This window comes from Kitasatospora aureofaciens (assembly GCF_001188955.3).
GTDB classification, from domain to species: Bacteria; Actinomycetota; Actinomycetes; order Streptomycetales; family Streptomycetaceae; genus Kitasatospora; species Kitasatospora aureofaciens.
Window position 1 is genome coordinate 49,891 of sequence record NZ_JPRF03000018.1, and the last position, 22,124, is coordinate 72,014.

At 69.1% G+C, this 22,124-nt stretch carries 21 protein-coding genes; 9 read left to right on the forward strand and 12 right to left on the reverse strand.

The features are described 5' to 3' along the window. Window positions 1-100: 100 nt before the first annotated feature. Window positions 101-760, forward strand: a complete 660-nt coding sequence (locus HS99_RS10810; RefSeq protein ID WP_030558442.1) for a class I SAM-dependent methyltransferase — start codon at window positions 101-103, stop codon at window positions 758-760. On the opposite strand, the gene HS99_RS45800 is transcribed toward HS99_RS10810, so the two are convergent. From HS99_RS45800 to HS99_RS10840, 6 genes are all read right to left on the reverse strand, one after another. Then, window positions 751-1,245, reverse strand: coding sequence for a hypothetical protein (locus tag HS99_RS45800; protein ID WP_050366508.1), 495 nt, complete (start codon window positions 1,243-1,245; stop codon window positions 751-753). The genes HS99_RS10810 and HS99_RS45800 overlap by 10 nt on opposite strands. Beyond that, window positions 1,242-2,345 (reverse strand): hypothetical protein, encoded by a 1,104-nt coding sequence (locus HS99_RS10820; protein WP_030558070.1) that lies wholly within the window; start codon window positions 2,343-2,345, stop codon window positions 1,242-1,244. The genes HS99_RS45800 and HS99_RS10820 overlap by 4 nt, the downstream gene beginning before the upstream one ends. Window positions 2,346-2,609: 264 nt before the next feature. Beyond that, a complete protein-coding gene (locus HS99_RS10825) occupies window positions 2,610-3,641 on the reverse strand; it encodes a hypothetical protein (protein ID WP_141763690.1) in 1,032 nt (343 codons plus the stop codon). A gap of 890 nt (window positions 3,642-4,531) precedes the next feature. Further along, window positions 4,532-6,322 (reverse strand): VirB4 family type IV secretion system protein, encoded by a 1,791-nt coding sequence (locus HS99_RS10830; protein WP_063737830.1) that lies wholly within the window; start codon window positions 6,320-6,322, stop codon window positions 4,532-4,534. Continuing rightward, window positions 6,319-7,284 carry a PrgI family protein gene (locus HS99_RS10835; protein ID WP_050366507.1) on the reverse strand — a complete coding sequence of 322 codons (966 nt, stop codon included), beginning with the start codon at window positions 7,282-7,284 and terminating at the stop codon, window positions 6,319-6,321. The genes HS99_RS10830 and HS99_RS10835 overlap by 4 nt, the downstream gene beginning before the upstream one ends. Before the next feature lie 9 nt (window positions 7,285-7,293). Then, window positions 7,294-8,910, reverse strand: coding sequence for a TrbL/VirB6 family protein (locus HS99_RS10840; RefSeq protein WP_030558076.1), 1,617 nt, complete (start codon window positions 8,908-8,910; stop codon window positions 7,294-7,296). Between the two features lie 109 nt (window positions 8,911-9,019). On the opposite strand from HS99_RS10840, the gene HS99_RS45805 reads away from it, so the two are divergent. Next, window positions 9,020-9,214: a hypothetical protein gene (locus tag HS99_RS45805; protein WP_030558077.1), complete on the forward strand. Its 195-nt coding sequence runs from the start codon at window positions 9,020-9,022 to the stop codon at window positions 9,212-9,214. Between the two features lie 7 nt (window positions 9,215-9,221). Here the strand turns inward: HS99_RS45805 and HS99_RS10850 are convergent, their stop codons facing one another. Together HS99_RS10850 and HS99_RS10855 are read right to left on the reverse strand one after the other, a co-directional pair. Then, complete coding sequence (locus HS99_RS10850; protein ID WP_234344566.1) at window positions 9,222-9,587, reverse strand: pilin; 366 nt, start codon at window positions 9,585-9,587, stop codon at window positions 9,222-9,224. Window positions 9,588-9,845: 258 nt separating this feature from the next. After that, window positions 9,846-10,640 carry a sigma-70 RNA polymerase sigma factor region 4 domain-containing protein gene (locus tag HS99_RS10855; protein ID WP_030558080.1) on the reverse strand — a complete coding sequence of 265 codons (795 nt, stop codon included), beginning with the start codon at window positions 10,638-10,640 and terminating at the stop codon, window positions 9,846-9,848. A gap of 402 nt (window positions 10,641-11,042) precedes the next feature. On the opposite strand from HS99_RS10855, the gene HS99_RS10860 reads away from it, so the two are divergent. The 5 genes from HS99_RS10860 to HS99_RS10875 all read left to right on the forward strand — a co-directional run bounded on the left by HS99_RS10860 (window position 11,043) and on the right by HS99_RS10875 (window position 16,378). Beyond that, complete coding sequence (locus HS99_RS10860; RefSeq protein WP_141763691.1) at window positions 11,043-11,822, forward strand: hypothetical protein; 780 nt, start codon at window positions 11,043-11,045, stop codon at window positions 11,820-11,822. A 46-nt stretch (window positions 11,823-11,868) separates the two neighbouring features. After that, window positions 11,869-12,846, forward strand: coding sequence for a TRM11 family SAM-dependent methyltransferase (locus HS99_RS10865; RefSeq protein WP_063737831.1), 978 nt, complete (start codon window positions 11,869-11,871; stop codon window positions 12,844-12,846). A 290-nt stretch (window positions 12,847-13,136) separates the two neighbouring features. Further along, window positions 13,137-13,337 (forward strand): helix-turn-helix domain-containing protein, encoded by a 201-nt coding sequence (locus tag HS99_RS48380; protein ID WP_043389774.1) that lies wholly within the window; start codon window positions 13,137-13,139, stop codon window positions 13,335-13,337. A 161-nt stretch (window positions 13,338-13,498) separates the two neighbouring features. Then, complete coding sequence (locus HS99_RS10870) at window positions 13,499-14,746, forward strand: tyrosine-type recombinase/integrase (RefSeq protein WP_043389767.1); 1,248 nt, start codon at window positions 13,499-13,501, stop codon at window positions 14,744-14,746. Window positions 14,747-15,100: 354 nt separating this feature from the next. Further along, window positions 15,101-16,378: a DNA cytosine methyltransferase gene (locus tag HS99_RS10875; protein WP_030558086.1), complete on the forward strand. Its 1,278-nt coding sequence runs from the start codon at window positions 15,101-15,103 to the stop codon at window positions 16,376-16,378. A 91-nt stretch (window positions 16,379-16,469) separates the two neighbouring features. Here HS99_RS10875 and HS99_RS10880 read toward each other — a convergent pair whose 3' ends face one another. From HS99_RS10880 to HS99_RS10895, 4 genes are all read right to left on the reverse strand, one after another. Beyond that, entirely contained in the window at window positions 16,470-16,931 is a 462-nt protein-coding gene (locus HS99_RS10880) for a very short patch repair endonuclease (RefSeq protein ID WP_030558087.1), read from the reverse strand. Between the two features lie 2 nt (window positions 16,932-16,933). Next, window positions 16,934-17,884, reverse strand: a complete 951-nt coding sequence (locus tag HS99_RS10885) for a NaeI family type II restriction endonuclease (protein ID WP_030558089.1) — start codon at window positions 17,882-17,884, stop codon at window positions 16,934-16,936. A gap of 84 nt (window positions 17,885-17,968) precedes the next feature. Beyond that, a complete protein-coding gene (locus HS99_RS10890) occupies window positions 17,969-19,186 on the reverse strand; it encodes a DNA cytosine methyltransferase (protein WP_030558090.1) in 1,218 nt (405 codons plus the stop codon). A 77-nt stretch (window positions 19,187-19,263) separates the two neighbouring features. Then, complete coding sequence (locus HS99_RS10895; protein WP_232543341.1) at window positions 19,264-20,451, reverse strand: restriction endonuclease; 1,188 nt, start codon at window positions 20,449-20,451, stop codon at window positions 19,264-19,266. A gap of 271 nt (window positions 20,452-20,722) precedes the next feature. On the opposite strand from HS99_RS10895, the gene HS99_RS10900 reads away from it, so the two are divergent. Together HS99_RS10900 and HS99_RS10905 are read left to right on the forward strand one after the other, a co-directional pair. Beyond that, the gene (locus tag HS99_RS10900; RefSeq protein WP_050366506.1) at window positions 20,723-21,034 is read left to right on the forward strand and encodes a transposase; all 312 of its coding nucleotides are present in this window, start codon (window positions 20,723-20,725) and stop codon (window positions 21,032-21,034) included. Window positions 21,035-21,039: 5 nt separating this feature from the next. Further along, window positions 21,040-21,951: an IS3 family transposase gene (locus HS99_RS10905; RefSeq protein WP_240520915.1), complete on the forward strand. Its 912-nt coding sequence runs from the start codon at window positions 21,040-21,042 to the stop codon at window positions 21,949-21,951. Window positions 21,952-22,124: the final 173 nt, after the last annotated feature.

The following is a 22,124-nucleotide window of genomic DNA, read 5'->3' on the forward strand; positions in this document are numbered from 1 at the left end:
GGCTGGGCTGCCGGCGCTGGCTGGAGGACGACGCAGATGAGTGGGTCGCTTGCGGGGAGGCCCTGACCTCAGCGGCCTGCCGGTCGATAGCGTGTCCGACATGGTGACCTTGCTGAGCGATGATGAGCTGGAGCGCTCGCCGGTGGTGGCGAATCGGGCGATGAACCGCGAACGGGCCCTGACCGGCGTCAACAGCTACGCGCGTGAACTCGGCCTCGACCCGGCCCAATGGCTGCTCGACCGGCCCGAGCTCGGGTCGTGGCTGGACCTGTGCAGCGGTGAGGGACTGGCCTTGACGGCGGCGGCAGGTCGACTGCCGGCCGCCACGGTTCTCACCGGGGTCGACCTGGTGGGCCCAATTGGCCTGCGGCGTGTTGCACCAAACGTCCGGCTGATCGTGGCCTCGCTCGCTGACTGGGCGCCCCGGCAACCGTATGACCTGATCACCTGTGTGCACGGGCTGCACTACATCGGCGACAAGCTTGGTCTGCTCGGCCGAGCTGCCGGTTGGCTCAGCCCCGACGGACTGTTTCTCGCCCAGCTCGACCCGGCCTCACTACGCCGTGTCGACGGTCGGAGTCTGGCGAGGCCGGGGCTCGCGGCGCTGCGGGCGGCCGGGTTCGAGTATCAGCCGCGGCGGCATTTGCTGACGCTGCGAGGTCGGCGGAGCGTCAGGCTCCCGTTCGACTATCTCGGTGCAGATACGACTGCCGGACCCACCTACACGGGTCAGCCCGCAGTGGCGTCCTACTACGGCTGAGCCAACTTCACTGCCGCGCGCATCTCCTCCGCCCAGATACGCCGTGGATCGAGGTGCAGTTCGTTCTGCATGAGGCAGTCCGCCACGAGAGTGCCTACCGGATTGCCGCACGCGCACAGCTGGTTCGGGCCGTACATGCCGCTCGGTCCGCAGCAGCCGATCCACCGCTCCCGCCCTGTGTGATAGTGGAGCCCGATGGCGTCGTCGGGGTGGAGGACCACGGTGTCCTTCGGACCCGCCGACTTGAGGAAGGCACCGTCCCGGTGCACGGTCATTCCTGCCATCGCGGCGACGGGCTCCTGCGGGTCGTCGTTCGGGACGAACGGAGCACCGAACGGCTCCGGGTCGATGGCAAAGCAGCCGCGCGACACCGTGGACGGCGCGATCTCCTGCTCCACTGGCTTGGGCCGCTCGGGGAACGCTGTGAGGCGCTTCAGCGGTGCGGTGAGCGGCTGGTTGCATCGGACGCAGCGGAAGACTGTCATGAGTTTGTTTCCATCTTCGACTGCCGTTCGCAGGCGGGCGGCGTGGGCCAACCCCGGTCACAGGCACAGTCGAGGCCAGGAAATCCGCACCACACCCCGTCGGCGATCTCCTGGTCGAGGACTGCGTTCTTCGCTTCCCGAGCGGAGTGAAGCACCTCATGCCAGTGACTCGGGTCTCGGTCCGGAGGTGAGACGACCCGGCCGTCCTCTGCGATGTCGAGGCTTAGCGGGAGGCCGAGGGGCTCGAACTCGTCGATCTGCGCCGTCAGGCCGCAGATCTGGCAGAAGTAGGAGTGCGATACGAACACACGCGCGCGCTCAGTGTCATCGTAGTGCTGGGGAAGGTTGTGGCCGAGGAGCATTCCGCTGTGTCCCTTGGCCGGGCAGGGCGCACTTCGCCCGGACGTGCCAGGACCGAGTAACCCCTGCTGGCTCCAAAGGAGCGGCAGCATCGCGACTGTGACAGGTTCTCCGAAGCGTGGGTCCTGGCCTCCGAACTGCTCCTGGAAGCGTGCCCGTGCTCGCGCGAGGCGTGCCTGCAAACGGCGGGTGGCCTCGTCCAAGTACGCCTTGCCGAGGGTGTCGCGCATGCTGATCCATGTGCCCCAGTACTCCTCACGCGAACGCCCGAGTGAGTCGAGGAGGGCGTCGACGATGTCGAAGCACGTCACCATGTGCTCTTCGGCCGTGGTCGGGTCGGCGAGGCCGACGTGCGCCACACCGTTGCGGGCGCTGACGGCGGCCGTCCACCGCTGGTTGCTGACGCGGTCGAGTAGCTTGGTGAATTCGCGAGCCGTATCGAAGGCCTCGCGCGCGGTGATCGACGCACCTGCCTCCAGTGGCCGCTGGGCGGCGTGCTCGGTGCGGTCTCGGAGGGCTCCGGTCGCGTGCATGAGCATGGTGGCATTGGCTGCGATCAGCGCCGGATGCTTGTCGGCGATGAAGCCCTTGAGCAGATGCTCGGCCGCGACCTGGGCGTGATGGACGGCCAGGTCCTGCGCGGGCGGTTCGGCGGCAGCGTGCCTCATCGCCTCGTGCATCCAGCGCCGCGACGAGGCAAGCAACTTGGCGAGCGTGAAGTGCTTCGTGGTGTCGTCCACGGGCTGATGGTAGTGGGCGGCGCGTAGGGTAATCGCACCATTTTCCGCGTAACAGTCGCGGACATTCCGTTGCGCCCCTGACGGTGACGGGGCCTTACCCGGAGTACCGCAGGCGCGCATGCCGGCAATCCCCTGCCGAGGGCGACCCGACGATAGTAGTGTGTCGGTGGTGTCGATTCTCAGGGCATTGAGCGATGCCCGCGTCCGCCTCGCCGCGGAGTGTGAGCGCTGTGGCGCGGTCTAGGTTCGGGTCGGCCAGGGGAGTTACTCCAGCGCGAGCTGCGCGAGTGCCGCTGTAGCGGCCTCGGTAAGGCGCTCGTCGGCGCGCAGTTCTTCGTCCTCGTCGCCGATGTACATTCCGATCCTGGTCCGGCGGTGGACGATGGCTTCCAGGGCAGCGACGGCGGGCTGGGCCAGTGTCCCCATCTCGGTGAGCAGTGTGCAGGCTGGCGGGCCGTACAGATCGTCCGTTAGGTAGGCGGGGAGCGTTTCGAGGAGGAGGTCGGCGGCATCCGAGCCCTGATGCCGCCACAGCAGGCGCAGGGCACGTGGATGGATACGGCGTCGGCGTTGCAGCATGGCGTTCAGTCGTGCTGCGTGGCGGTCGGCGAGTCCGCCGTGGTCGGTGAGCCACTCCATCAGGTCCAGGTCCGCCCCTGCGGTTCGTACGGTGTTGGGGAACTGGTCGAGATAGCTCTCGGCGTGCGCGCGGTCGCCGGTGATCGCTGCGAGTGCCAGGACGGCGGCGCCGGGGAACTCCGTCCCGGACGCGTGGCGTTCCAGGCCCGGCACAGCCGCGGCTGCAGCAGGACCGATCGCGGCAAGCGCCGTAACCGCGCGGCGCCGTGCCCAGCTGCGGCAGCTGGTGGGGAGCGGGGCCGGCTTCGAGAGCAGGTCCAGCAGGTCCGGCACGATAGGGGCGGCGGCCGGGCCCAGGGAGATGACGACGTTGAATGCCCCGGCCAGGGGGCACGCGCGTCGGGCGAGGGAGTCCGTCGGGCAGCTGTCGGGGGCCGTGGCGAGCGCCTCGGAGGCGGCCGCAATCCACGGGCTGGGGTCCGGGCAGTGACGGGCGAGTGACTCCGCGGCTTCGGTGACGCCCGGGGAAGTGCAGGCCTCGCGGACCAGGCCGAACATGGTTTCAGCGGCCCGCTGGTCACCGATCCGGCCGAGCGCGAGTGCGGCGTCGGTCCGTAGATTCGGGTCGTCCACCAGCGAGGCCAGGCGGTCCGCGCATCGGCGGGTGGTTTCCAGGCTGGCGGCGATCACCTGGACCGCTAACGCACGAATGGCCATGTGGGCGTCGTCGAGTGCGGCCTCAAGTACCCCGGCCAGGTGGCCGGGCGAGGACCGCCACTGCCGCAGTGCGCCCCGGGCCACGTCGAGACCGGCGAGCCGGACGACGGGGGGAGTGATGCGCCAGGAGCCGGGCCGCCCAGGCGTACGCCGGGTGCTCGCGCTCCTGGCGCACCATCGCGACGGACCATAGCCAGCCCGCGCGCGCTCTCAGCCAGTTGCCGGAGCGTCCCAGTCGTGTGCCCGCGATCGGCAGGTACCGCAGGGCCAGCGACTCCCACCCAGGCCACTGTTCCTCGGGCGCGATACGCAGCGCGGCCAATGCCGCACGCAGCCGGACCGCCGGGTCCGGGTCGTCGCGAAGGCGCTCGGCCAGTGCCAACCACCCGGCCGCCGTGATCGGTCTCGTCCAACTGAACACGGCTTCCACCACCGCGAGTCGAGCCTGGTGTGGGCTCCGGGCCAGGCGGCTTCGACCGCGCGCCGCAGCAGGATCTGCGGCACTGAGGCCGGTGCCCAGAGGCGGATGCGCAGTCCGTCGGCGGTGAACCGGTATTCGAAGGCGAGGTGTGGCTGGCCCTTGCCGACCCTCCGCCACCACGGCCGCAGCAGGCCGACGAGGTGGCTCCACAGCGCCTCGGCCGCAGTCGGCTCGACGGTCGGCGGGACCAGGATCGCCAGCACGGTGCCCCCGGCGGTCAGCCGGCTCTGCCGCGCACGGTGGGCCCGCACTCTGGTCGTCTGCCAGGTCACGGCTGCCGCTGCCGCCGTCACGGCGAGCAACGGCCAGCTGGTGGCGATGGTGGACCAGACCGCCTCGGTGGCGTCGTGCCACCAGCTGGACGGATCGATGAGAAACGGGGCCAGTGGGCCGCCCGGTTGCTGGCCGCTCATCGCTGTTCCTGAGGGCCGTGGGCCTGGTGAGGGTCGGGGATTTCGGCGGGGTTGGTGGTGATCAGCCTGTGCTCGGTTGAGGAGGCCGTGGTGGTGAAGGCGGCGCGCTGGCCGGGGCCGGCGCAGAGCAGGGCTTGGCCTTGGAGTGCGGCGAGGAGGTAGGCGGCCTCGCCGGCGGACAGGCGGAAGGCTTCGGCGACCGCGTCGATGGCCTGCGGGGCTTGGCGGAGCAGGATCTGTGTGGCGGCGTTCGCCACGATCGCCTTTCCCAGGTCGGTGGCCAGCAGATCGGCGGTGTCCTGGGTGATGACGGACAGGCCTGCCCAGCGCTTGCGCGAGGATTTGGCCATGCGGTAGAGGAACTGGGCGCCGTGCTCGTCGCGCATCAGCAGCCAGGCCTCGTCGACGATGATCAGCCTCGGCCGTCGATCGCCCGGATCTGTGACGACCCGCCAGATGGCGTCGAGCGTGAGCATGGTGGCTGCGGCTTTCAGCTCGTCGGGAACGTCCCGCAGCGAGTACACGGTCAGATGGCTGCGACCGGTGTGCGTGGTGGGGCCGTCGAAGAGCTGGCGGTGGCTGCCCGTCGCGTACGGCGCGAGGCGCTCGGCGAGCCGCTTCGCCGCCGGATCGGCCGTGTCGGCGAGGGCCTGGGCGAGGTCGGACAGCAGCGGTGCCAGGCGCGTGTGCGTTCGCGGATCCGACGTGATCCCAGCGCGGCGATATGTCGTGAGGATCGCCGTGTCCATCAGCGCTTTGTCTGCGCTGTCGAGTGCCTCGCCGAGCAGGACGGCGAGGAAGCTGTGCAGGAACAGTGCTCGGCGCGTCAGGCCGTCACCCGTGCCGGGATCCCCGTCTGCGAGCTCGAGTGGGTTGATCCGCACGCTGTCGGCACCGAGGCGGACTGTCGTGCCGCCGACGGCTTCGGCGAGGCGCGTGTACTCGTCCTCCGGGTCGATGACGAAGACCTGTACGCCTTGGTAGAGCAGCCGCAGTGCTTCGAGCTTGGCGAGATAGGACTTGCCGGCCCCGGACCGCGCGAGCGTCACCGAGTTGTGGTTGTCCTGCGCGAACCGGTCCCACAGCACCAGACCGGACGCGGCGGCGTTCAGCCCGAACAGAACCGGTCCGACCTCCGACCCCGCAGCCGAGCTGGTCCCGCCGGAGGGAAGATCGGGTGAGGTGAAGGGGAAGCACGCAGCGAGGGCCGCCGTGTCGAACGTCCGCTTCACATTGAGCTGGTCCACGCAGAGCGGCAGGCAGGTCGTCCAGCCCTCAAGCGCTCGCCAGGTCGCGGTGTGGCAGCGCAGCAGCATCGACTCGGCGATCGCCCGCACCGCGGACAACTCGTCCGCGAGCTGCTCCCGGGTGGCGGCGTAGATCGTGAGGTAGAGGCCGAGGCGGAAGAGCTTGCCTTCGCCCCGCGCAACGCGCCAGGCGAGCTCGGCGGCATCCTGCGCAGCGGCCTCCGTCTCCGGGTCCTCCAGGCGTCCCCGCTGGTAGCCGGTCCGGCGCTCGGCCTCCAGCCGGGCGCGCTGCTTGCGCAGCCGCTGGCCCGCGATCGCCGGAGGCAAGGGCTCGATGTGCAGGCTGACGTCGAGTCGGCCCGGGTAGGCCAGCAGGGGTTCCAGCCAGCCCGGTCCGACCTCGGCCGGGTAGCCGGTGACGATGAGCGTGCTGGCGAGCAGGTCGCCGACCGCCAGGACGCGGGGCTCGATCTGGATGCTGTCCGGTCCCAGGCCGAGTCCGGTCGGCTCGTCGGCGCGGAGGTCATGTCGGCGCTTCACCAGGCACCCCCTTCTTCGGCATAGGTGATGGGCCTGTCAGGGAGTGCGGGGTTCGGGTGGAGCGGGGTGTCCGGCGCAGCGGCGGCGGCCAGCTGCGCGAACGCCTCGTTCCCGGTCAGCACCCGTACCGGGATCTCCGCTGCGGCCAGCAGGCCGGCTGTCTCCTCGGCGCGGCGCAAGGACCGCAGGGCTGCCGCGCGGTCGAGGCCCGTCTCGCGATGTGCGAGCAGCACCTGACGGGACAGCAGTTCTTGCTCGGTGGCCAGGTCTGCGAGGAATGCAGCGTGCTCAAGGCACGCAAGCTCCAGGAGTGGGTGCGGAAGTTCCGGGGCGGAACGTTCCAGAGCCGCCACAGCTGCTCCGGTCTCCAGCCGCTGGGTACGGACCAGGATCTGAGCTGGCCCGGTGAGCGCGTTCAGCCAGTGGGCGAACGCGGACAAGAGGACCTGCTGCTCGCCGCCCGTCCGCAGAGCGAAGTTGACGGTGCCTGCCCGGCTGAGCGCAACACGCCCGGCGCTGGAAACGTCCAGCACCCCGTTCTCGCCGACCGCAGCGACCGGCAGGGCGAGTTTGGCGGCGCGTGCCGGAGCCTGCTCGCTCAATACGAGGTCCTGCCAGGGCATCGACGCGGCCTCTGGAGCGGCGTGAGGGGCGAGCAGGTGAGGCGATCGGCGGTGGCGCCACGCTGCCAGCAGCCACCGGTCCAGCGGAAGGTGGTCGCGCCGCATGAGGACGGCGAGCGTTGCAGCTGTCGCGACGGGCAGGGCGCCGGCGAGGTAGAAGACGGGTGGCAGCACGTGCCTGAACGCTCGGTAGCCGAGCCACAGCACGATCGCGACTACGGCCAGCTGAAGGGCCTGGCGCGCGGTGAGCGGGCCGAGGACGGTGTCCTCTCTGTCTACGTCGGCGGGGATCTTGACGAGCGAGGGCCAATCGTCTTCGTCGCGGGAGTACTTGCTCACTCTTGGGGTTCAGCTCCTTCCCGGGCGGCGGCTGTTGCCGCTGTTGTCGTCGAGCGGTGGGCGAAGCGGTGCCGGGCGGGGGATCGGCGGCGGGAGATTGGCTCGGGCGGGGCGCAGGTTGGCCGCCGACCGGGACCGGTGAGTGGGCGGAGGGGTGCTGGGGCCCGGAGGACTGGGTGAGGCGCCGGACGGTTTGCCGTGTGGGCCGCCGGATCCCTTTGGCGCGTTGCCTCCACCCGTTCTGCCGGTCCCGCCGCTGAGCGCCTGGGGTGCCTGAGCCGGCCCGTTCGCGGCCCCTATGGTGCCGGACTGCGCGGTGTTCGGCGGGCGGGTCGCCGTCTTGTAGGGGGTGCCCCACTGGTACTGCGGGACCGAGCCCGAGCTGCCGCTGGCTCCGCCGGTCGGCGAGGAGCCGGGAGTAGAGGGCCCAGGGCCTGACCCTGGCGACGAAGGGCCGCCCCCGCCCGGGGTACGTCCGGCGGTGCGACTGCCGGGTCCTGCCCCGGGGCGTCCACCGCTCGGTCCGCCGGGGCGACGAGGACCGGTGGGTCCCGTCGGACCGCTGGGTGGCCGGCCTCCTGCCGGGCCGCCGCCTGCGCCTCCTGCCCGGGAGCGGCCCGTGCGGGGGACGCTGCGGGCCGTGGAAGAGCCTGCCCTGGTGGCGCTTCGAGCAGTGCGGAGCTTGCCGGCGAGCTGGGCGCCGAACGCGTACGGACCCATGGGCATCCCGAGGGCGCCAAGAGCGATCTTGCGCACCGTACGCAGGCCCCCGATCCTCATGCCGCCTCCACCCGTGACCGTTCGCGCCGGTGTGGTGACGATGCGACGGATCCAACTGGGGACCTTGATCAGGAGGTAGAGCGTGCAGCACAGCAGCATCAGGTTGATCAGCGCGGCTGAATCCGGGACGGGGATGAGCCCGTAGTTGCCCGGGTCCAGGAGGGCCTTGACACAGACGAGGAAGACGATCGCCTGCGCGATCTCGGTGCCGAGGCAGCCGAGGTAGGCACGCCACCACAGCCGGGCGATGCCGTCGCTGAGCGGGTGAGCGTGGCAGGCGAGCATCAGCGGGGCCGCGACCGTCAGCACGATCGTGGCGGCGGTGCGCACCAGTGCGGTGATCAGCAGCGCCGAGCCGAGTACGGCGACGGCGAGTGTGAACACCAGCAGGTACAGCGGCGCGGCCGGAGAAGAGATCTGGGCGAGGAGCAGCCCGATGAGGGTGCCTGCGACGTCCTCGGCTGTGATGCCTTCGCCGAAGATGGCCGCCGCGACCGCGTTCGCCACGCTGAGGGTGGTGGAGCAGATCGTCAGTGACAGGTTCGAGGCAGCGATGCCCAGCAGCAGTCGCGGGATGACGTCCTGCGCTCCCCAGCGCTGCTGGACACTGCCGTGGGTCATGGTGGTGATCCCGGTGGCGAGGACGAACAGCCCGTACACGCCGAGTGAGATCAGTCGCATGGTCTCCCACAGCTCGCGCACCCGTGGTTGCTCGGCCGGGTTGGGCGTGGTGAGCAGGGCTCGGACCAGGGAATTGATCAGCGGGGTGACGAACGGCCGGATCAGGTCGGCCAACCAGTGCGTGATCGCCTGGCGGATCTGGCCAGGGATGTCCCAGAACGACACTGATTCCCCGCCTCCGCTGCCGTGCTCGGGCGGAGGCGTGGGCGAGGGCCCTGGCGACGGAGCCGGTGTCGGCATCGGCCGCGGCGGCACCTTGGCCGGGGGAGAAGGCATGAGACCGGCGTCCTGGCCCGACGTCCCCGGGTCCGCCTTCGGCGGCGAGGGGGAAGGCGCGGACGGCCCGGCGCCGGGAGCTGGACTCGGGTCGGCGTGCGCCCGCGGCGACATGACCAGGACGACGGAGAGCATCCCGATCGTGGCGACGGACATCCCGATCCATGGCCACCACCGCCAGCCCGGCGTCTGAAGCGATGTCACGTCGCTCCGACCAGACCCTTGAGGATGTCGAGGATCACCGGGGCCAGGATGGCGATCATGTAGCCGATCCCGGCGGACTGCAGGGCAGTCTTCGCCTTTTGGACCTCACCCGGATCGCCTCCGGCCAGCAGATATCGCAGGCCCCCGATGGTCAGGAAGGTGGTGGCGACCGCCGCGATGATCCCGGTGATCCACGTGGTGATGTTGCCGAGTACCTGGTCGAGCGTTGGTGGCTTGGCCGGCGGTTCGGCGAAGGCTGATCCGGCGACCAGGATCACCAGCAGCGCGGCGAGGGCGAGCACGGCGGGCAGAGCGTAGGGCGAGGCGGGTGGACGGTGCGGTTGGGGCGGACGAGCGGACACGGGGACTCCCGAATGGGTGCGAACATCGGGCAGAAAGGCGAACTGGCTGGGCTGCGGAGAGAGGGGATGCGGTCGGTCGGGCACCTGGCCGGGGGGCTCCATCAGGCCGTCACCTCCCCTCGCGGGTCGGGTGGCGGGTGGCAGCGGTGTCAGCGTCTGCGGCGGAGTCCTCGGGACTGACGGATGCCGGCCCCGCCTGTGGACTGCCGGGGCCGCATCCCCTTCTCACCTGGTCAAAACGCCATCAACTGATGGTTTCTAACGCTCGGTCATCAGATCGACCGTGGCCGTGCAGTCGAGTCTGCCGCTGCGGATGGCCTCGGCGAGCTTCACCTCCGCCCGGCGCCGCTTCATCCCCAGTGACTCCGGCGTGCATCCCCGCTGCTCGGCCAGCACCCGGACCGGCATGCCCTCCAGACGGGTGCGGGCGATCAGCTCGGCAGTGTCCCGCGACAGCACACCCTGGCCGATTGCCAGCTCCAGTACGGCCTCCGGGTTCGGAGCCGCGGCCTGCTGCGTCTCCTGCTCGCCGAGCTCAGCCGTCCTGCGGATGTGGCCCGTCTCCTGGTTCCGGAACGTGCGCGCCGCCCGGTCCGCAGCCCAGCACAGAGAAGCCGGGATCGTGCCCGGCGCTGTCATCGCGTGCGCCCGCTCCCGCAGCGAGGTGAGCGCCTCCCAGAAACCGGCCAGCATCACCTGCTGCACCTCCACCGCCAGCTCCGGCACCTCCCGGCGCATCCGGCCGGCGATCCGCCACAGCCCCGGCAGCGCCATCGCGCACGTCGCCGCCCGCCAGTCTTCACCGGCTTGACCGCCGGCGCGGGTCAGGTGCAGCAGCCGCACCCACACCGCCCCGCGCGCCTGGAACCCGACGGACGGGTGCAGCAGCAGCGTCCGCAGCGCCGCCATGTCCAGCCAGCTGTCCGGCAGGCCCTCGCCCAGGTCGCCGACGTACAAGGCCAGCGGCACCGGCCGCTCCACCAGGCGCTGCATCTCCAGCTCCACGAGCTGCAGCGGCTCGACCGGCCGGTCCGAGATCGTACGGAAGTTCATGCTGGTGCTCCTTCGATCCGTGGTCGTCGGCGGTGATCGCCGAGTGGACCGAGTGCGCCAAGGCTCGTGGAGCCGATCCGGAGCAGACCTCCAGGCGGCCCAGAGCAGGCATGGCGCCAGCACGGAGCGCGCATGGAGGTGGCGCGGAGGCGGTAGTCCTCCACCTCACCTCCGTTATCGATCTGACCTGCGAAAACACCATCCGCGACCGCGGAGGAATCTCCCAGGCGACGGCGCAGGAAATTCCTCGAAGAAATCTCTCCAGGCCTCTTCCCAAGCACCATGCGGCGGGGCTGGGCAGCGTCAGGCAGCGGAAAAGTGCGGGCGGGCGTTAGAAAGCCGCCCGCTGCCGCGTTTCTCTGGATGTCAGCGTCCTGCGGCGGCCATCAGGCCGAGACACCCATGAACCACCCCGCACCTGAAGCTGCCACCAGCTCCCAGCAGTCCAAGATCCCCTCCAGCAAGGCGAACAAGGCCGTGCCGCTGTCGGTCTGGCTCACCGAACCGCTCGCCGGCTGCTGCCCGACCTGCGAGAACCCCACCGGCGCGGCGTGCGCCCAGCGGATCCCGCCCGGCCTCGCCAGGCAGATCACTGAGGCGTTCTCGGCCCGCGGTGATCTCGTCTTCATCCCCGATGCCGGCAACGCCGCCGTCCTCGCCGCCGCCGTCCAGGCGGGCCGAAGGGTCCTCGCCCTCGCCTCCAGCCACCAGAGCGCGCACCTCGCCTATGACACCTTGCACATCACCGCCCCCACCGTGGCATCCCTCGCCGTTCTTCGACGCGGCACCCCAGGGCATCCCTCCGGCAGGGCGGACAGCCAACAGGGGCGCGCCCGCCTCGCGATCGCCGCACCCCACGACTCGGCGACTCCCGTACAACTCACCGCGCTCGCCGAGACCTGCACGCGCGCACTCCGGCCGGACGGCGTCCTTGTTATCTGCACGCGCCAGACCAGCGGCCAGGAGACCGCCGGCCACGTTGTTGCCCACGCCCGCGCCTCAGGCCTCGTCTACCTGCAGCACATCGCCGCCGTCGAAGCCACCGCCGGTGACGCTGGCCTTGTGCCCCGAGCCCCCGTCCGCACCCAGCACCACCCGGGCTGTGCCTGCCACCACCCCCGGCCCGGATCGGGGCGGCACGCTCTGATCCACAGCGACCTCCTGGTCTTCACCAAGCCGTGAAACCGGCCAGCCCGCCGCCCGTCCGAAGCCCACGAGGAGCGCCCGTATGACCACCAGCCCCGACACGAAGCCCGCCGTCACCCCGCCCCGGTCCCCGTCGGCCGCGCCCGGCGCGGTGACGCTGGCTCAGCTGCCCACCTCGGTTTGGGTCACCGCACAGAAGGACGCCCGCAACCAGCGCCGTGGCCGCTACAGCCCCGCCTCCGCCGCCCACCCCGCCAAGATGCTTCCAGCCATCGCCGCCCATGCCGTCGCCACCTACACCGCGCCCGGCCAGCTCGTCCTCGACCCGATGTGCGGCATCGGCACCACCCTCGTTGAGGCCGTGCATCTCGGCCGAAACGGCCTTGGCGTCGAACTCGAAGCCCGCTGGGCCGCCGTCGCCCGCGGAAACCTCAACCAAGCCCGCGCCCAGGGTGCCGTCGGCCACGCCTGCGTCAAGACCGGCGACGCCCGTCGTACCCATGCCCTCCTCGGCCCCGACCAGTACGGCCGGGTGCAGCTCCTGCTCACCTCACCGCCCTACGGCGCCTCCCTGCACGGCCAGGTCGTCTCCAGCCGTGAGAGCGGCCAGCCCGGAATCGCCAAGTTCGACGGCACCTACGGCGACAACCCCGCCAACCTCGCCCACGCCGCCACCGACGAGCTCCTGGAGGCCTTCACCACCATCCTCACCAGCTGCCTGCCGCTGCTCGCCAACGGCGCGTACGTCGCCGTGACCGCCCGCCCCTGGCGCCACCACGGCGAACTCGTCGACCTGCCCGCCGCCGTCATCGCCGCCGGTCAAGCCGCAGGCCTCAGCCCCGTCGAGCGCTGCGTCGCCCTCCTTGCCGGCGTCCGAGACGGACAGCTGGTGGCCCGTCCCTCTTTCTTCCAGCTCAAGAACATCCGCGCTGCCCGCGCGGCCGGCGTGCCGATGCACCTGATCGTCCACGAGGACGTCCTCGTCTTCCAGAAGCCCAAGCACCGTCCAGCCCCGGTCCGCCCGGACTGGCCGGACGCGGCAGCCTGGCAGGCGTCGTGACCCGCCGCCTGTTCCCGTCCGCACAGGATGCCTCCGACCGGTCATCTCCGTGCCCTGGGCAGCAGTCCCAGCCGACCACTGACATCGGGACTGCCGGGCAGCCCAAGGACTACAACGCCTCGCAGGCCCCGGAAGCGGCAGAGCAGGGCAGCAGCCTCGCCGAACTTCTCGGTCTCCCGCCAGCCACCGCTGACACTGGCCATCCCGCACCCCGGGACCGGCAGCACCCCAGGCGTCGCAGGACACCTGGCAAGTCCGGCGACCTGTCCGACGCTGCCCGGCTTGACACCGTGCGCGCTGCAGGGGATCGCCTCCTGCATACTCCGGAGCAGGCCGCGGCCCTCCTCCAGGTCCCTGCCTCCTGGCTGCGAAAGAAGGCCGCCTCCGGAGCCGTCCCCTCAACCCGCGTCGGCCGACACCTCCGCTTCAGCCGCCAAGACCTTGACGACATCATCAGAGTCGGCGCGCGGTCCCCGAGTCCCAGGAAATGACCACCTCGGACATGGCCTGACCAGCGCAGATCTGCTCACGGCGAACATCCGCCGACGGTCTTGCCCTCATCGCCGCCTCCGAGCGTCCATCGTCGTCGCCGGCCCGTGGAAACGCGGGCCGGCGGCAAACCCTGCCGACCCCGATCTGACAGGAGGCACCCGTGGCCTGGATCGAGAAGCACGGACGCGGCTGGCGCGTCCGCTACTGGAACAGCGACGGCACCGCAGCAACCGTCCCCGGCACCTTCCCCACTGAAGAAGAAGCCCGCGCCCACGCCGCCACCCTGGGCGGGATCCCCGGCCCGCCGCCTGCGGTCTTCCTCGCCCCGCAGCCCCAGACCCCGCCACCTGCCATCCCGGCGGACACGCCTGCCGTCCAAGCACAGCCTGCACACCCGGCCGAGGCAGCCCCGACCACCGTTGCGCAGTGGATCGAGGAGTGGTGGGACACCATCGACATCGGCGACAACACCCTCGCCCAGTACCGCAGCATCACCAAGAACCACATCCTGCCCCGCTGGGGCGCGACACCGATCGCCGATATCACTGCGACCGAGGTCGCCAAGTGGACCAAGCAGCTCCGCGAGAACTACAAGCCGAGCACCGTCACCGCCATCCGCAAGCTCTTTTCCTTGATCATGGCGGACGCCGCCGACAACGGTCTGCGCGACGGCAATCCGGTCCGGCGCCACCGCGGCCGCGGGCACACACACCCCCGCACCGAGCGCGTCTGGGCCACCGAGCAGGAGGTCAACGAGATCGCCCGCCGCATCCTCACCCTCGCCGGACCCAACCAGGCCCTCCTCATCATCACCGCCGCGTACACAGGGATGCGCTGGGGAGAGCTTGCGGGGCTCCGGCGGGAGCGCTGCCACACCGGGGCCCTCAACCCGCGGATCGTCATCGACCCCGAGGTGGGTGCCCTTCACGAGATCAACGGCCAGCTCTCGTACGGCCAGCCGAAGACCGCGAGAAGTGCCCGGACCGTCACGCTCCCGCCGTTCCTCGCGGCACTCCTCGCCGCCGAACTCATCCGCACCCGAGCCAAGCCCGTCTTCACCACCATTACCGGCAAGCACCTGCGCCGGTCTGGCTTCCAGCGCCGGCTGTGGGCCCCGGCCGTCAACGGCACCACCTTCCCCGACGGCACCATCTGGAAGCCGATCAAGCCCGGGCTCACCTTCCATGGCCTTCGTCACTCCCACAAGACCTGGATGATCGAGGACGGCATTCCCGATGTCGCCCAGGCCCGCCGACTCGGCCACCGCCTCCAGGACAGGATCGACGACGTCTACTCACACGTCGCTGCCAGTGTCGAGCAGCGCCTCCTCGGCGCCCTGGAAACGCGCTGGCAGCGCGCCCTGGACGGCGATGCCAGCACCGAGAGCACTCCGGAGGACGGCGAGTGACCCCCGCAGTTGTTGCCGCTGCACGCTTCCGATCCGGGAGCCACTCACGGCAGATGTGGCAGATGGGGCGCCGCGCGTGTCCCGCTGCGCGGCTCCGCGTTGTACAGGGGCGGACAGCCACCATGAGTCGGCCCCATCCGGCCGGAATGTCCGAGTCCGCAATTAGACTGGCCCCTTCATGTAGCCCGACCGCACACGGCACTCCGCCGGCCAGGCATTGGACCAGCAGGGGCTGTAGTGGCAAGGTCGTACCCCGAAGGGAGGTCGCTAACTTGTTCGATAGTGTGTTCGCACTCTGCTCGTCAGTGGGCGCCCTCCGCTACGCAGGCTCGGCGCGCGCTGTACGGAGGAAGAATGTCTGCCCTTGAGGTTGTCGAGATCTGCGCAGGAGCGGGCGGGCAGGCCTTCGGCCTCGAACAGGCAGGATTCGAGCACCGGCTCGCCGTCGAGCTTGATCCGAACGCATGCGACACGCTCAGGCTCAACCGCCCGGACTGGCAGGTCGCGGAGGGCGACGTCGCGGACGAGTCGGTCTGGAACCCTGACGACCACAAGGGAGTCGACCTGCTTGCGGGAGGTGTGCCCTGCCCGCCGTTCACCATCGCGGGGAAGCAGCTCGGTGCCACTGACGAGCGTGACCTGTTCGCCTGGGCAGTTCAGCTGGCAGGCCGCATGAAGCCCAAGGCCCTCATGCTGGAGAACGTGCGAGGCCTCAGTGCCAACCGCTTCTCGGCCTACCGGCAGCATGTTCTTGATACGCTCCGTGATTTCGGCTACGTGGGCGAATGGCGGCTGCTCCAGGCCTCCGACTTCGGAGTGCCGCAGCTTCGTCCGAGGTTCGTTCTGGTCGCGCTCCGGGATGAGTTCGCCGACTACTTCCACTGGCCCGAGCCCCACGAAGAACCTGCGCCTACGGTCGGCGAGACGCTGAAGGACCTCATGGCGGCCAACGGCTGGCCAGAGGTCGAGGCATGGGTTGCCAGGGCCAACGACATCGCCCCCACGATCGTCGGTGGCTCGAAGAAGCACGGCGGGGCTGACCTCGGCCCGTCGCGGGCTAAGGCAGCCTGGGAGGCCATGGGGGTCGACGCCTGGGGCATCGCCAACGAGGCGCCGGGGCCGGACTTCAAGCCGGCAGTGAGCAAGAAGGGCGAAGTCCGGGGTGGCCCGAAGCTGACGAGCGAGATGGCGGCGCGGATCCAGGGCTTCAGCGACGACTGGAAGTTCGCGGGCGGAAAGACCACCGGTTACCGTCAGATCGGCAACGCCTTCCCGCCGCCTGTCGCCAAGGCTGTCGGGCTCTCCATCGCCCGGGCCCTTCGGCAGGAGGGAACCCCTCGTGAGCGGGTCGAGACCACCCACGATCCGGTGTACCGACTCCTGCGCGGCAAGAGCGAAGCCCTCACCGCAGCGCAGATCGTCACTGAACTCAGCAAGATCGACGTCGTCATGGGCATGCACGATGTAGAGCGCCGCCTCTCCCACCTCGGCCGCGACTTCCACATCGAGGAGACCGAGGCCGGTCAGGACGGCGCCATGGCGTACCTGCTCCGCGACTTCAAGGCGTTCGTCGGACAAGAGGGCCATGAGCGGCACGAGCGGTTCAAGGCCAACAAGGCCAAGATCAGCTGAGCCCGATCGGCTGCCACCGCCCGCGGGCATCAGCCCGCGGGCGGTTCTCGGCGCAGAGGGCTCTCGTTTGCTGACTGCCGCCCGACAGCGCTCACGTTCTCCGTGTAGCCTCCGCGCGGCGCTGGCGGACAGCGTCGACGACCAGAGCTGCGCACTCGGCTGGCGGCTCGTGCTCCCAGAAACGGAGCACGAGCCAGCCAGCCTCGGCCAGCTTCGTGTCGGTGTCACGGTCCCGGCGGACGTTCCGGTCGATCTTCTCGTTCCAGTAGCTCGGGTTGGTCTTCGGCCGCACGAAATGCTCGGGGCATGCGTGCCAGAAGCACCCGTCGACGAATACAGCCACCCGGGTGGGACGGAACAGGAGATCAGCCGTTCGCCGCATGCCAGGTAGCGGCTTTGCTCCCACCCGGTACCGAAGTCCCGCCGCGTGGACCAGGGAACGCAGCGCGAGCTCGGGGGAGGTGTCCCGGCTCCGGATCGCCTGCATGTTGCGACGCCTGCCAGCCGACGAGGCCCACGACCCTTCCGGCGCAACCCATGTGGCAGCGTCCATGCCTACCGTTCCGGCAGCAGCGGTGCCTCGACGGCGGGGTCGTTTTCCCGTGCCACCACCCACTTGATGCCCTCCAGTTCCACCCACTGTGCATCCACATGCTCTGGAGTCCAGGGTGCCAGGCGGACGCTCACGGATTCACCGACACCTGGCACCGGCAACCCCAGGGCCCTGGCTACCGCCTGGTGGTTCTTGTACTGGCCAAGGATGACGATTCCCTCAGGGCGAAGGGCCTCGCGGGACCCTCTGTTGTACCGGACACGCTTCATGAAGTCGTCCTGCTGTGCCACTGTGGCGACCACACCGCGCGAAACGATACGGCCTTGGGTACGCCGAAACAGCTCGTGTACCCGCTGGGTGCCGTACCGCGACGCGAAGATCGCGGCGATGTCCTCCTCGGGCAAGCGCAACAGGATGTTCTCGGGGAGCGGCGCGTCCTCGAAGAGCCAGTGCACCGCGGTCTTGCGGGCAGCGGAGGTCAGAGACCGCTTGCCGTCCCGGTTCCCGTCCTTCTTCGTAAGCACCTCGTCGGTGACCCGGAACAGCCCCGCCGACCAGAGCCCAGCGTTGTCGTTGGCCCACACCCCGAGGCATAGATGCCCCATCGCCTCGGGCGGGATCATCCAGCGGCCCAGGTCCTGGGAGTACTTGCAGTCCACGTCGATGCCGTCGATCGAGTAGTCCATCTTGTCGCCGTCAGCGAATTCGAAGGCGCGCTGGAGGTTGATCTCTACGAGGGTGCCGGCGTGTGTCTTCTCGGTCTTGTGGAGATCCTCCCAGCGGAACCTGCCCGTGTGCTGGCCGTCGAGGAGCATGTCGAAGGTGCGGCGCAGTGACGCGGCGAAGATCTCGCCTTGCGGGTCAGCCGCCAGTATTGCGGCGCGGACGCGGACCAGCTCCGCATCAAGGGGCAGGGCAGGGGAGACAGCGAACAAGGCGTCGGCTGGCGTCATATCAACTCACTTTCCGTCTGGATGCAAGGCCAGGGCGGCTGAGCGGTCTCGCGCCCTATGGGAGCCCTGTTCCTAAAAAGCTAGCTACCGGAGTTGCAGGTGATTGTGAATGGATTCAGCGATCGCTGAACCCAGTCCTACCGGAACCGCGTTACCGATCTGGCGAGCGATTTCGAGCTTGGTTCCGTACCACTGGTAGTCCTCGGGGAATCCCTGGATCAGCGCGGCCTCGTAGTGGGTGATTGGCCGGTTTTCGAACGGATGGAGGTAGCGCCCTTTCTCAGGTTTGAAGAATTCTGTCCTGATGGTTACGGAGGGCCGGTCGATGCGAAGCCGTCCCATGACGTCGGCTGATCCGCTGTTGTGGTTATCCCAAGAGGCCGTGGAGAGCGCGAGCTCACGCCCATCGATGAGGGCCGTCTTTCCGCGGAGGTCGTAGCGGTTTCCCCCCGGAGGGATGGCTGCGTACCTGGCGAGTGAGAGCGGCTTGGGGTTCCTGCCGACGTGGAGATCGGCGGTCCGGTAGGCGCCGGGCACCACGATGCCTGGTAGCACTTCTGCCTGGCGGGACGGCAGCTCGGTGCCTTGTATCTTCTTGCGCGAGGACCGGTGAAATACGCTCTCGACCGTCTCCCACGGCTTCAGCCCGGCACCGGTCGAGGTGCTGAACAGCGCTGGATCAGCCCGCTTGCCGAGAAGCCTCCGGCTCTTGGTGTGTGAGGGACGCGGGAGATCGACCAGTGTAAGGTCTTTGTGCGTGCCGATGACTATGGTGCGGCGCCGCGACTGAGGGACCCCGTAGTCCGCTGAATTTAGAACACCGAAAGCCAGTGAATATTCGCCCAGTGGCTGTCCTCGCTCGGTGGCTGCCAGAAACTCTTCGAACTCGTCAGACTTAATGAAGCGGTCCACATTTTCCAGCACAAAGACTTTTGGCTTAATGGTAGTGACGAACCGGAGGTAGTCCTCCCATAGGCGATTCCGCGGGTCCCCAGCGTGGCCGGACCCGAGCTGGGAGAACCCTTGGCAGGGCGGTCCCCCAACCACGACATCTACAGCTCCGGAAAGCGGCCAGGCATCGAACCCTTCGATATCGCCGACGTGCACATGCGCGGAGCTGAAGTTGGCTGCGTACGTGCTAGCAGCAGCGCGGTCGAATTCTACCGCCGCAACCGGAATGAACTCTGCTGCGCCAGGATTTCCCCGGGAGAACGAGCGGAACCCTGCTGCGAAGCCTCCGCCTCCGGAGAACAGATCTAGGATGCGGATCTGGTCGCGCGATGAGCTGTGGAATCCTGGCATTACGTATGAACACCTGCCGAATTGCGATTAGAGAGGGATGGTGCATGACCCCGGTCCCGGTCGACCGGGAAGGATGGCTATTCCTGCGTCGGACTGGGGAACTGGTGAATTAGCCAGGATAGGACTGCGTCCGATGTCGTATATCCGTGCTGCCGAAGGAGTTCCACGATGTCCCGTCCGCAGACGAGGATGATTGGGTGGCCGTCGTTGCGGACCTCTTCCTGGAACTGGCCGTTGAAATGCGACGTGGTGACCAGGACACCGAAGTTGCGGTGGCGGAGGCGTGAGATCAGACGGCTCCCCTCGCGGATGCCGACCGAGTTGCTCGGCTTGTAGAGCTTCGCCTCGAGTGCGAAGTCGATGGCGATCCGGTCGGCGGGCGGGCCAAGGTGGTACTTGCCGATCGCGTCCCGGCCGCCGTCGCGGCTGCGCCTGGTGATGTCGACCTGGCCCGTAGCCGGGGCAAGCAGCCGCCACAAGGCGACGGCGCACGCCTCAAAGTCGTGCTCCCTTCCCCGGAAGTGTTCCCGGATGGCCTCGAGGACGGCCTGCCCTTCCCGGTCGGCCGGTAACTGGTCGGCCTGGCTGCGGATGAGCGTGGTGACCGGTGCGGTGAGCGGCGAGTAGGAACGCGTGTGCACCCAAGTGCGCCACGCTGACGGACAGCCGCCGCTCAGGGGGTCACCGCCGGATCGGAGGTGGTCGATCCAGCCGCGCGAGACTACGGCCTGATTGAGGACGGTAAAACGGGCGCGATAGTTCTGAAACCGCCGACCGGCTGTGGTCCGCCACACGGCCGCGAGCTCATCGTCCGAGGTAAGTGCAGGCCCTCCTGGCGCGAGCAAACCGCGGAAGCGAACGTCTCGGCCCTTGGCCGCAGCCTTCTCGAAGAGGAGGAACGGCGGGATCCTGCGACGCTGCTCAGGCGTCTCGTGGGAAGCGGCAAAGATGTCCCGCAGCAGGAGGTTCCCCTTGCGGCTGGTGCCGTGAAGCTCATGGCCAGGTGTGCGGTTGTCGCCGTAGTAGGTGAACGCCCCGGTCTGCGGATCGAGTGCATCTGGCCAGTCGGGCTGGTCTCCAGTCGTATAGAGGACTACGAGGCGGACGTCGCCCCGAAGCGGGGATCCCACGTACCGGAAGCCGCCCTGGTTGCCCACTCCGCGAAGGAGCTTGGCAATTGGATCATCCCCGGTGTTGCCGTTCGTGCCGCCTAGGTACAGTGCATCGACCTGGAGGTCAGCATCCTGTAAGTGGGTGAATCCCACCGCAGGCTTCCCTGGCACAGCGACCGGAGCGTTCGGCGCGGGCACGTGGTTCTCCACAGCGTGTCAGGAGGTTCAGAGATCCTCGGCGTGATCGGTTCAGGCCTCAGTGTGCCCGACCCCACTGACAAACCCTCCGGCAGGGCAAGTTGCCTTCGATCGGCCCGGCCAGGGCGGAGTGGCTGTCGGTCATGAACACTCCGGTTGAGGTTCCCCCGACGTGCGGAAGGTTGCCGGAGATGGCCTGATTGGCCATGAGAAGGGAGCCTCTGCCATGGCCGCACCGATGAAGTACCCGCCCGAGTTGCGACGGCGTGCGGTGGAGATGTACCGCACCGCCGACCCGAAGCCCGTGATCCGCAAGATGGCCCGCGACCTGGGCGTGCACCACGAAGCGCTGCGCAACTGGATCCGCCAGGACGAGGCGGACCGGGGCGAGCGGGACGACCGGCTGACCACCGCGGAGAAGGAGGAGCTGGCCGCTCTGCGGAAGGAGAACGCCGAGCTCCGCCGGTCCTGCGAGATCCTCAAGGCCGCCTCGGCTTTTTTCGCCCAGGAGCTCGACCCGACCCGGCGACGGTCCTGAAGCTCATCGACGAGCACCAGGACCGCTTCGGGGCCGAGCCCGTCCTCCGGGAACTGCACATCCCCGCCTCCACCTACTACCGCTGGCGCCACGACGTGGCGGAGCCGTGCGAGCGCAAGCGCCACGACGCCGAGCTCACCGAGCACATCCGCCGCATCCACGCGGACTCCGGCGAAACCTACGGCTCCCCGCGCGTCCACGCCGTCCTGCGGCGCGAGGGCACCCGGGTCGGCCGAAAGCGGGTCGAACGCCTCATGCGCCAGGCCGGCATCCAGGGCGTCAGCCCGCGCCGGCCCCGCTCCTTCACCCGCCGCGACCCGGCGGCGGATCTCGCCCCGGACCTGGTCCAGCGCGACTTCACCGCCGTCGCGCCGAACCGGCTGTGGGTCGCCGACATCTCGCTGATCCCGACCCGCGAGGGACCGTGGTGGCTGGCCACGATCCGCGACGCCTTCTCCCGCCGGATCGTGGGCTGGCACACCTCCGAGCGGGCGGACGCCGACCTCGTGCTCACCGCGCTGGAGTACGCCCTGCACGGTCGGCCCGTCGAACCCGGCCAACTGGTCCACCACAGCGACCACGGGTGTCAATACACGTCCATCAAGCTCACAACTCGACTGCTGAAGGCGGGAATCGAGCCGAGCATGGGAAGCGTGGGGGACTCGTTCGACAACGCCCTCGCCGAGAACTTCTGGAGCGTGCTGAAGACCGAGTGCGTGCGTCGCACGACCTTCGAGACCCGCACTGACGCCGACCTGGCCCTGTTCGCCTACATCGACGGCTGGTACAACACCCGCCGCATCCAGAAGCGCCTGGGCTGGCTCAGCCCCGACGAGTACGAGGCGAAGTTCTACGCCGACCAGGCGACGGCCGAACCGGTGACCGTCGAACCACCCACACCCGTCCTGACCAGGTAATCAACGCCTCCCGTGCAGCGGGGGAAGCTCAGGTCGGTACCTCTGGCTTCTCCCCCGCCAGGCGGACATGCCGAGTACGTCCTCCTTCCGCACAACCCTCGTGCTGCCAAGCTTCTGGGCGGCCTTCGGCGGGACATGAAAGACGACAGCCCACACGTAGACCTCGGCAGCCC

Coding starts and splice junctions, on each gene's coding strand:
- HS99_RS10880 (WP_030558087.1), bottom strand. CDS start 16,931: ATGGACGCTGCCACATGGGTTGCGCCGGAAGGGTCGTGGGCCTCGTCG.
- HS99_RS10855 (WP_030558080.1), bottom strand. CDS start 10,640: ATGAACTTCCGTACGATCTCGGACCGGCCGGTCGAGCCGCTGCAGCTC.
- HS99_RS10860 (WP_141763691.1), top strand. CDS start 11,043: ATGAACCACCCCGCACCTGAAGCTGCCACCAGCTCCCAGCAGTCCAAG.
- HS99_RS10865 (WP_063737831.1), top strand. CDS start 11,869: ATGACCACCAGCCCCGACACGAAGCCCGCCGTCACCCCGCCCCGGTCC.
- HS99_RS10900 (WP_050366506.1), top strand. CDS start 20,723: ATGGCCGCACCGATGAAGTACCCGCCCGAGTTGCGACGGCGTGCGGTG.
- HS99_RS10890 (WP_030558090.1), bottom strand. CDS start 19,186: ATGCCAGGATTCCACAGCTCATCGCGCGACCAGATCCGCATCCTAGAT.
- HS99_RS45805 (WP_030558077.1), top strand. CDS start 9,020: ATGAGACCGGCGTCCTGGCCCGACGTCCCCGGGTCCGCCTTCGGCGGC.
- HS99_RS10885 (WP_030558089.1), bottom strand. CDS start 17,884: ATGACGCCAGCCGACGCCTTGTTCGCTGTCTCCCCTGCCCTGCCCCTT.
- HS99_RS10810 (WP_030558442.1), top strand. CDS start 101: ATGGTGACCTTGCTGAGCGATGATGAGCTGGAGCGCTCGCCGGTGGTG.
- HS99_RS10875 (WP_030558086.1), top strand. CDS start 15,101: ATGTCTGCCCTTGAGGTTGTCGAGATCTGCGCAGGAGCGGGCGGGCAG.
- HS99_RS45800 (WP_050366508.1), bottom strand. CDS start 1,245: ATGACAGTCTTCCGCTGCGTCCGATGCAACCAGCCGCTCACCGCACCG.
- HS99_RS10825 (WP_141763690.1), bottom strand. CDS start 3,641: ATGGCCATTCGTGCGTTAGCGGTCCAGGTGATCGCCGCCAGCCTGGAA.